This is a genomic window from Parasutterella excrementihominis YIT 11859 (genome assembly GCF_000205025.1).
GTDB classification, from domain to species: domain Bacteria; phylum Pseudomonadota; class Gammaproteobacteria; order Burkholderiales; family Burkholderiaceae_F; genus Parasutterella; species Parasutterella excrementihominis.
This window is the reverse complement of record NZ_GL883713.1, coordinates 35,154-44,714: the sequence shown is the minus strand read 5'-3', so window position 1 is coordinate 44,714 and position 9,561 is coordinate 35,154. Positions and strand designations below refer to the sequence as shown.

8 protein-coding genes are annotated in these 9,561 nt (G+C 42.3%); 7 read left to right on the top strand and 1 reads right to left on the bottom strand.

Annotated features, from left to right (window positions below; all coding sequences use genetic code 11):
• Window positions 1-181: ATP-binding protein (locus tag HMPREF9439_RS06950; protein WP_008864311.1), on the top strand; the 181-nt coding region annotated here is incomplete at its 5' end.
• 283 nt (window positions 182-464) lie between these two features.
• On the opposite strand, the gene HMPREF9439_RS12920 is transcribed toward HMPREF9439_RS06950, so the two are convergent.
• On the bottom strand, window positions 465-2,834 hold the full coding sequence (locus HMPREF9439_RS12920; protein WP_008864310.1) for a glycosyltransferase: 2,370 nt from the start codon (window positions 2,832-2,834) through the stop codon (window positions 465-467).
• A gap of 302 nt (window positions 2,835-3,136) precedes the next feature.
• Between HMPREF9439_RS12920 and HMPREF9439_RS06940 the strand changes: the two genes are divergently transcribed.
• From HMPREF9439_RS06940 to HMPREF9439_RS06915, 6 genes are all read left to right on the top strand, one after another.
• Window positions 3,137-4,057, top strand: a complete 921-nt coding sequence (locus tag HMPREF9439_RS06940) for a Gfo/Idh/MocA family oxidoreductase (RefSeq protein WP_008864309.1) — start codon at window positions 3,137-3,139, stop codon at window positions 4,055-4,057.
• Window positions 4,058-4,068: 11 nt separating this feature from the next.
• A complete protein-coding gene (locus tag HMPREF9439_RS06935; RefSeq protein ID WP_008864308.1) occupies window positions 4,069-5,211 on the top strand; it encodes a DegT/DnrJ/EryC1/StrS family aminotransferase in 1,143 nt (380 codons plus the stop codon).
• Window positions 5,204-5,803: an acyltransferase gene (locus HMPREF9439_RS06930; RefSeq protein ID WP_008864307.1), complete on the top strand. Its 600-nt coding sequence runs from the start codon at window positions 5,204-5,206 to the stop codon at window positions 5,801-5,803. Before HMPREF9439_RS06935 ends, HMPREF9439_RS06930 begins: the two co-directional genes overlap by 8 nt.
• 1 nt (window position 5,804) lies before the next feature.
• Entirely contained in the window at window positions 5,805-6,980 is a 1,176-nt protein-coding gene (locus HMPREF9439_RS06925) for a nucleotide sugar dehydrogenase (protein WP_008864306.1), read from the top strand.
• 551 nt (window positions 6,981-7,531) lie between these two features.
• The gene (locus HMPREF9439_RS06920; RefSeq protein WP_008864305.1) at window positions 7,532-7,879 is read left to right on the top strand and encodes a cytochrome c3 family protein; all 348 of its coding nucleotides are present in this window, start codon (window positions 7,532-7,534) and stop codon (window positions 7,877-7,879) included.
• A 34-nt stretch (window positions 7,880-7,913) separates the two neighbouring features.
• Window positions 7,914-9,494 (top strand): FAD-dependent oxidoreductase, encoded by a 1,581-nt coding sequence (locus HMPREF9439_RS06915; RefSeq protein WP_008864304.1) that lies wholly within the window; start codon window positions 7,914-7,916, stop codon window positions 9,492-9,494.
• Window positions 9,495-9,561: the final 67 nt, after the last annotated feature.

The window sequence follows — 9,561 nt, the reverse complement described above, 5'->3', positions numbered from 1 at the left end:
AGGCCCAAAAACAACTATCAAACTCGGGAAAAAATCTGAGGCGCTAAAGAAGATTAATGAAGCGGACCTGCTCACAATCGATGGCTTTGGTCTGGGGACTCTAACTGCTCAGGAGCAAAGCCTCGTCTTTGAAATTACTAAAAGTCGTGCCGATAACTTGTCCACGATCATAGTCAGTTAAAGGCCATGCGTTGATTGGTACGAGTGGTTAGGCGAAAAATACATCGCTGATGGTATCGCTGACAGAACTCTTGGTTTCTACTATTTGAGAGAGTGAAAGGAGAATCCCCTCGAGCATTAGCACGGATACAGGCTAAGGAAGCGGCGTTCGTAAGGCTAGACGGTCTCTCGAACTAAATCGCTGCCCCGAGAGACTAATTAAAAAAGTCAGAACCTGTTCCGCGGAACTGAGAATATTGTTCAAAGACCGTATCCTGCGACAGTTGTTTAACAGGTTCTAAATTTTATTTGTTACGAACGTATTTTTTTATGAAATTGTAGATCTTTCTCGCTACTTTTTTTATAAGGTTGTAGCGAAGAGTCTGAGGCGGAAAAAATATTAAAAGAAATGATAAGCAATTTTCGTATCGTTCTATTTTTTTTCTATCGTACGTTGATAAATTAATTACCTCCGATTTATTTTGTTTGTTCTCTGATTGGAAAAAGAGAATTGTTTGCCAAAAGTTATACCAATCAGGATCAAAGGGTTCGTGGCGGCTATGGGGGGGGGTAATTTCTTTTAATTCTAATTTGTCGATAATGTCTTTCCACGACCGTATATGAGAAGGAACTCTTCTTTTGAATGTGTCTAACGATTGTTCCGATGCTAACGACAAAGCCTCTCGTTTAGAATCATTGCGCAGTAACTCAATAATCGCTTCTGCTGCTTCTTTAACGGAATGCTGTGGGACCGGGATTATTCCCTTTTGATCTTTTATGAGTTCAACATAAGGAAGTTCAAACAAAACAACAGGGATACCGTATTGCTTTGCTTCGATCAGGTTCATAGGAAAACATTCGAAGCTCGAAGTAATGAGTTGGACATCCGCGGTAGAAAGAAATTTTTGCAAATTAGTTGTAAAACCTTCATAAATGATTTTATTTTCTAGTCCGTTGGTTTTAACGTAATTAGTTATGTACTCAACATCAGCTGCTTCTCCACGTCCGACGATGTGACAAACCACGTCATCAATCTTTTCGCATACTAGCTTAAAGATCTTTAAAGCTTCAACATAATTTTTTTGAAATTGATCAAGTCGAGCAATCCATACGAGATTTTTTACATCATTTGGTTCAATTGTTTTGGGAGTGAAGGGTAAAAATTGGATAGGATTAGGAATATAAAATGTCGGGATTCCTAATGCAGAATAGAACTTTAAGTCCATTGTGTTTAGTACAGCCATGGCATCTGCAATATGATAAAAAAATGGAAATTGAGATAAGTGACTGCACTTGTCAAGCAAAAAGAGGGTGCAGATTTCATGGCTAGTAATACAAAAGCGTATTCCTAAAGACTTTGTGATCAATCCGTCAAAAAACAAGTTGTTAGAATGAGCTGCGTGGTGGATGAGTAAATCAACATTGTGTTCTTTTAAATATTTCCTCAATTTTGCACCTCGGCCATGCTTAAAAGAGGAAGGTAGAATCACTCTCTCGGTCGTTGAGGGAAGGTTATATTCAAGTTCTTCTTTTATTTCTTCTGTAAAAAGAACTACTTTGAATCCCATTTCTAAGAATTGAGGGATTTGGAGAGAGATTACTCGTTGGACGCCTCCATCATAAACCCTGTGATAGAAAATCCCTATTTTTCTGATTTTTTTGGGAAGAGACGCCAGGAAGCGTGCCCCTTTGATTTTTTGGGATAAGAGGGCGGGAGAAGACCAATATTTTTGAATTAGATAATCAACAACTAAGTCCCGAAGGTCTGTGTTTACAAATAATGAATCGAAACCGGTTGCACTGTCTGCAATAGGGAGACGTGAAACTCGTGTGACGGCTTGATCAAGTAATCGTTCCGTCAATCTCTTTAGAACATTTTGGTATTTTTCTTCTTGTTTTTCCGACTCAAGAAAGCGACTAAGATAGCTTGGGATTAAAAGAATTTTCGATTGCTCATTAATTTTGTTAGCATCAGGGGAACTCGTTGAAATCCCGCACCCTATACGATAGCTATAAAGCGGCTCGGTTTTTATGGATTGGAGCGTAGACGAAAAATAACAAATAAGAAAGAATTGATAGCAGTCTGTTCCGGAGATTAGAAAGGTATCATTGACGAATGGTAGCGTTCTTTTAACAATGGATGTGCGATATATTTTATCCGCCATTCCCCAGCCGATGGTCCCCCGGCTGAAGACGGCGTTGATGATTTCGTATGGTGTGTTGATAATCCCGTACCATGGATTTCTGAATCTGAAGTAAGCCTGTATTTCTTCTGGAGTGGTGCCAAAAGCATCCATATCGAAACGGAGGATATCAGCATCGTATTTATTCGCTAATGCAACCTCGATTTCAAGGACTCGATTAAATGGTAGCTTGTCATCACCGTCTAGGCAGACGCACCATTTTCCTTTGGCAGCAGCAAAAGCTGTTTTACGGGCAGCGAGGGTTCCCTTATTTTCTAGATGAATAACTTTGAAGCGAGAATCTTTTGACGCAAATTCATCGCAAATTTGTCCGCTTTTGTCCGTGCTGCCGTCATCGATGACAATAAATTCCGCCGACTCGAGCGATTGAATGAGGAGGCTCGAAAGACATTCGTTCAAATAGGCCTCAACATTATGTACAGGCACAATGACGGAAATGGAGATCTCTTTATTTCCTTGTTGAGCGGTCATGAAGTGTTCCTTTCAGAGATTTGATGAATGTTGTTGTTCCTAGTCTACTGAGTGGTTTGTATCATTGTCTGGTTGGAAGACGATGAGGGTTTATGTAGACGATCCAAGTGGGGTATGAAAAAGATTCTATTATTTTTTCGAGGATTTTATGTTGCTTCGTTCTCTGTTTTGGATCAAGGGACGCTCGGGGTTTTCGATAAAATAAGTCGGAAGGAGCAGAATCATAATGCTTACTCTTGGCATAATACTATTTGTTTGAAATTCTAACTTACCCGTATCAATCTTGTGTTTATCACTAAGTCATGGAAAATCCTATCTTTGCATTATTGGGAGCTGCTGGTTTTGTTGCACCTCGTCATATAGAGGCGATTCACAGTGTTGGCGTCGAACTCTGCTGCGCATGCGATAAATCAGATAGTGTTGGTGTGTTGGACCGTCGATTTCCTCATTGCCAATTTTTTCTCTCTGAGAACGAATTGGAAAATTACATAAAAGAGAGAAAGAAATCACAAGCGCCGGATATTAATTACCTTTCGGTTTGTACCCCTAACTATCTCCATTTTTCTCATATTGCATTTGGGCTTAGCCATGGGATGAACGTGATATGTGAGAAGCCTTTGGTTCTGACCTCCAATGAGTTATTCCGGCTGCAGGAACTAGAAAAGCAATCTGGCAAAAAAGTCTTTTGTATCCTTCAGCTTCGTCTTCATCCTCAGATCCAAAAACTGAAAACAAGAGTGGAAGACTTATTTGCGGGTGATAGGCAGAGATCAAAGCTTCAAGTCTCTTTGAATTATGTGACGTCGCGAGGGCCTTGGTACAAAAAGAGTTGGAAGTTTGACGAAAGCAAAAGCGGAGGAATTGCAAGCAATATCGGAATCCATTTTTTCGATATGCTGATCCGATTATTTGGTTATCCGACATCTTTTTCAATCAAGGAAAATGATCCGGAGTGTCTTAAAGGAACCTTGGATTGCCCTTTGGCGCAGATTGAATTTTGTTTAAGCATTAGACAGGAAGATTTGCCGCAGGAAGTAAGAAATTCCGATCAAAGATCCTGGAGACAAATGATGATTGACGGAGAGCCGTTTGATTTCACAAATGGTTTTACAGATCTCCATACAAAAAGTTACGAGGAAATTCTGGCGGGCAGAGGATTTGGGCTTCAGGAAGCATTCCCGGCCGTCTCGCTTTGCGAGAGCATCCGAAGGACGAAAGGGTAAGTCACTAAGAAATGGGTAACGTTGTGCCTATATTTCGCCCTGAGGTTGTGAAAGAGGGTGTGCCGCCTGAACTTCAATCCGCTCTTTCTCAAGTCATTGCAGAGGGTAGGTTCATTAAAGGCTGTGAAGTGGCAGCCTTTGAAAAAGAGCTTTGCTTAGAACTTCAGACGCATTCCGTGGTAACGACCGGGAACGGAACCGACGCTCTTCTTGCGTGCTTGATGGCACTGGATCTTCGCGAAGGCGATGAGGTGATAACGCCGGCGTACGGATATCCAGCTGCTGTGGAAATGATGTGTTTGCTGGGTTTGAAGCCCGTTCTTGTGGATGTTAACTGGCAGACATTTAATATAGAAGTTGGTTTGCTGAAAGACGCCGTTACTTCCAAGACGAAAGCAATACTGCCCATTCACTTGTTCGGATTGCCGGCATCGATGGACGACATCCTTCACTTTGCCGAACAACACGGGCTTCCTGTTATTGAAGATGCAGCCCAATGTTTAGGGGCCGAAGTGGAAATTGAAGGAACACGCAGAAAGGCAGGAACGGCTGGGAGGCTAGGCTGTACTTCATTTTTCCCCACAAAAAATTTGGGTTGCTGGGGAGACGGAGGTGCGGTTTTCGTTAATTCGGATGATGTGCAACTTACACAAAAGATTCGGATGATTTTGAATCACGGACAACGCGATAAATACCTTCATGAAATTCTTGGTTTGAATTCGCGCTTGGACACCTTGCAGGCCGTCGTGTTGCGGCATGCTTTGAAGTATTTGAGAGATGCGAATGAAAAGCGGGTGGAAATCGCTATACGTTATCAAGAGGAGCTAAGAGAGATTTCCGAGATTGAATTGCCGCCTTTTCCTCATAATCCTCTTAACATTCCCAACGTTTTTACGATTAAGGTCAAGCCGCAGCTCAGGCAACAGTTAAAGAGCTTTTTGTGGGAGAAAGGAATTTCCACGCAAATTTATTACCCTTTGGCGATGCACTGGCAAAAAGCTTATCAATCTCGCATACGCAGCGGCTCCTCTCTTACCAATGCGGAGAAACTAACTCATTGTGTTTTGTCCTTGCCTCTCTTTCCTTCTATGGAGAAGGCCGAGCAAGATCGTGTAATTCTCGCATTAAATGAATTTTTCAGAAATCATGAATAAATATCAAGCTCATCCTACGGCGGTTATTGATGAAGGCGCTTTGATTGGAGAGGGCTGCACAATATGGCATTTTTGTCATATTTCCGGAGGCTCAAGTATTGGTAAAGGATGTACTTTAGGACAAAACGTTTATGTTGCGCCGAAAGTTAATATTGGGCAGCGCGTAAAAATCCAAAACAACGTGTCCCTTTTTACCGGCGTAATTGTTGAAGATGATGTCTTTTTAGGACCGTCTTGTGTCTTTACGAATATCTTGACACCTAGAAGCGAAGTCAACAGAAAGGACCAGTTTTTAAAAACTACGGTTAAAAAAGGAGCTTCTATCGGAGCAAATGCGGTCATTCTCTGCGGAAATGAAATTGGGAGATATGCAATGGTAGGAGCAGGTTCTGTCGTTACTAAATCGATCAAAGATTTTGAGTTGGTTGCCGGAAATCCTGCAGTTCATTTTGGTTGGGTAGGTCGGTATGGAGAGAAACTGCAGTTTGATTCAGACGGCTGGGCAGAATGTAAAAAGACCGGGAATCGTTATTTTCTTTCAGACGGCGAAGTAAAAGAGTACATAAGCTCCAAAGAAAAGTCAGTGAAGTAGTATGGATAAATTGACAAAATTAAAAATTGCAGTACTAGGCTGCGGGTACGTCGGACTTCCCTTAATTATCGAATTGTCTAAGCATTTTTCCGTTCTTGGTTTTGATATCGACCAATCCCGAATCAAAGAATTGAGGAGTTTCATTGATAGAAATGGCGATTATTCAGCGAAGGAAGTGAGAGAGGCCGAGGCAGTGTTCAGTTTTGATAAACAAAAACTGAAAGGATTCGACGTGTTCATTGTGGCCGTCCCGACTCCGGTACTGAACGATCGGCCAGATTTGTCTTGTTTAATCGACGCTGCTCAAACGGTTTCTTCATCACTATCTCCGGGTAATTGTGTGATTTTTGAATCTACGGTGTCCCCCGGTTGCACTCGCAATGTTTGTTTGCCAATTTTGGAAAAAGGATCGGGATTAAAGGCTGGTAAGGATTTTTTGTTGGCTTACTCTCCGGAAAGAATCAATCCCGGAGATCAAAGTCATGCCCTAAGTAAAGTTGCCAAGGTTGTTTCCGGTTTGGATGACAAAAGCCTTAAATTTGTATCTCGTTTGTACGAAAAGATCGTTCCGTCTATTCATGAAGCTGAATCGCTGGAGGTTGCGGAAGCTTCGAAGCTGCTCGAAAACATCCAAAGAGATGTCAATATCGCTCTTCTTAATGAACTTCTATTTTGTTTCGATGAGATGGGTATCCCAATGGATTCCGTTTTGAAATCTGCTTCTACAAAATGGAACTTCAATAATTATCATCCGGGTTTGGTAGGTGGCCATTGTGTCCCGGTGGATCCTTATTATTTAATCGATGAAGCTAGAAAGTTTTCGGCTAATCTTCCGTTAATTGCTCAGGCAAGAAAAACAAATGAAGAGGCGGTTGCCAATTTTTACAGGAAGATCTTAAATAAATTAAAGCGCCCTTACGCTTCAAGCTATGTTCTTATCAATGGATTATCTTTCAAACCGGAAGTGCCGGATATAAGAAATACTCAGGTTCCTTCTTTAAAAAGCATGTTGGAACAAAACGGGGTAAAAGTCGATATATATGATCCCAACGTGAAGCCAGAGGTTGCAAAGAACAGCTTTGGAATAGAGTTATTGAAAAAATTACCGGTATTTGATAATTACCATTTAATAGTCTCTCCTTATGACTTGTCAATTAAGAAAGGAGGAAGGTTCTGACCGGAGCTTTGTTGAATCTCTTTCAAGCATAATTTTTACATCACAGAGTAAGGCTTACAGTGTATGGAGGAGGGAGTTAAAAAGGTAAATTTTATCCTTGCTACCTTTTTAATTATTCTGGACTCGATTATTTAGCTATTGTTCTGAATTTCAGCTGAATGAAAAGCTGGAAATTCCGCTGTTTTCTTGTCTCTTCGTGATGCTTTCTTTCTATAATTCTCTTCTGGACTTTTGAATTAGGTCGCCTTGTCCTTCTGAGAGGTAACGAGCATCTGTCTGCTTTCTCCCTTTGGTTAGAGAATAAAGGGAATGGAAGGAGACACCCCCTAAACTAAAAGAATCTTTAACTCCTAAAATCTCCCTTAAAAAGGAACTGCTATTAACCCAATAGGCTTACCTAACGCAGAAGCTGTCTGCTCAACGCACTGTAACTATCTTGTCGATTACTTAGCTATTTACATATCTAATATTGGGGATTACACTTCTCTTAAGGTGAGCTTAAGAAATAGAACAAAGCTCTAATAATTCTCAAACCTACTCAAGGTTGAAATATGAAAATTCTGAAGGCTATTTCGATTTTGGTTGTTTTATCCGGGATCTCCTGTCTTACCTTCGCTGCTGATTCTCCTAAATATTTAGCCGATAGGCATGCCGCTAAACAAGTTCCCTGTGAAGCTTGTCATGGTAAAGGTACACCAAACGGTCAAATCCAAATGGATAACTGCCTCAAGTGTCACGGCGGCACATATGAGAAACTGGCAGCCCAGACTGATGGTGGAGATATCAACTATCACGATACGCATATGGGTCAAATAAATTGCATTGAATGTCATCAAGGTCACAAACCCTCTCGATTGGTTTGCGATCAGTGCCATGAGTTCAAAGCAAAAGTACCTTAAAAATATTCATTCTTAATTTCTCAAGGAGAATGTTATGCAGTTAAAAAGACGTACGCTTCTTTCCGGTTTGGCTGCTTCTGCGGCTGTTCCGTTTATGTCCGCTGCTCATGCTAAACAAGCAGGCGCCGGTACAAAATGGGATAAAGAGACCGATGTGCTCGTAATCGGCTACGGCGGAGCAGGTGCTTGCGCTGCAATTGAAGCTCATGATAAGGGCTCCAAAGTTCTAATCATTGAAAAAATGGCCCAGCCCGGCGGCAATACCGCTATTTCCTCTGGCGGTTTCATGGTTCCTCAGGACGGTCCTACAGCCTTAAAGTATCTGACAGCCACTTACGATCTGGCGAACTCTGAAAAAGATGATGAACTGCTGAACACCTTCTGCAAGGAAATCATGGGAGTCAAAGACTGGATGACCGGCCTCAAAGAAGGAACAGAACTTTGGGTTTACGGTCATGCCGGCTTCCAGAATCTTCCTGGCTGGGAAGTTATTGATAAATACAGAGTCCGCGGTAAGAAACGCTCCGGCGACTGCTTATTCGATCTTTATCGTTACGCAGTAGAAGAAAAGAGAAACATCCCTGTAATGCTCGAAACGCCTGCCGTTCAATTAATTCAGAAAGACGGACAGGTTGTCGGTGCAGTTGCCAAGAATAACGGCAAGAACATCAATATCAAAGCCAACAAGGCCGTGATTCTGACAACAGGCGGATATGAGTTCGATCCGGAATCTTTGAGAACCTATGCCCAAGGCGAAAACTATCACGCTTTAGGCAACCCCGGTAACACCGGGGACGGTCTGAGAATGGCTCAGTCCATGGGCGCAAGATTGTGGCATATGACTGCTTACTCTTGCCCGCTGGGAACCGAACTTCCGGGCTGCAAAGCCGCCCTGCAAGTGACGATGATGGCACCGTCATTTATCTGGGTGGACAAGAACGGCAAACGCTTTGCTGACGAATTCTCTCCGGACGGCCATACTCGTTGCTACGTAGTTAATCGCTTTGATCCGATCTCTCACAGCTATCCGTCTATTCCTTGCTGGCTCATTTTTGACGACAAGGCATTCAAACGCGGACCTGTCGTCGGCGGATCTTCTGGATACTCTATTAATAGAGAAGGTTACAAGTGGTCCAGAGACAATTCTCAGGAATTAGCAAACGGAGTTATTACCAAAGCTGAAAGCCTGGAAGAACTGGCTAAGAAGATCGGAGTCTCCGCAGAAAACTTGGTTGCTGCAGTTCAGAAATGGAATACGGATATCAAGGCTGGAAAAGATACTCAGTTTAATCGTCCGATCCAAAATCCCCATAAGAAAGTTGTTCACATCGAACAGAAAGCCGGTGCAGCTGTCTCCGCACCGCTGGACGAAACCGGACCTTACTATGCCATCAAACTTTATCCGACCCTCTTGAACACTCAGGGCGGTCCTAAGAAGAACGTGAATGGTCAGGTAATGGACGTCAACAACAATCCGATTCCTCGTTTGTATGCAGCAGGAGAATTGGGCTCTATGTGGGGCAACATCTACCAGGGCGCTTGCAACAACGCAGAATGCATTGTCTTCGGAAGATTAGCGGGTAGAGCCGCAGCAGCGGAAAAACCTTGGTCTTAATTAACTTCTAACTATTTAAGGAGACTGCCGGAACCAAAAATGTTTGAGCAGTCTCCTTTTTTTATAT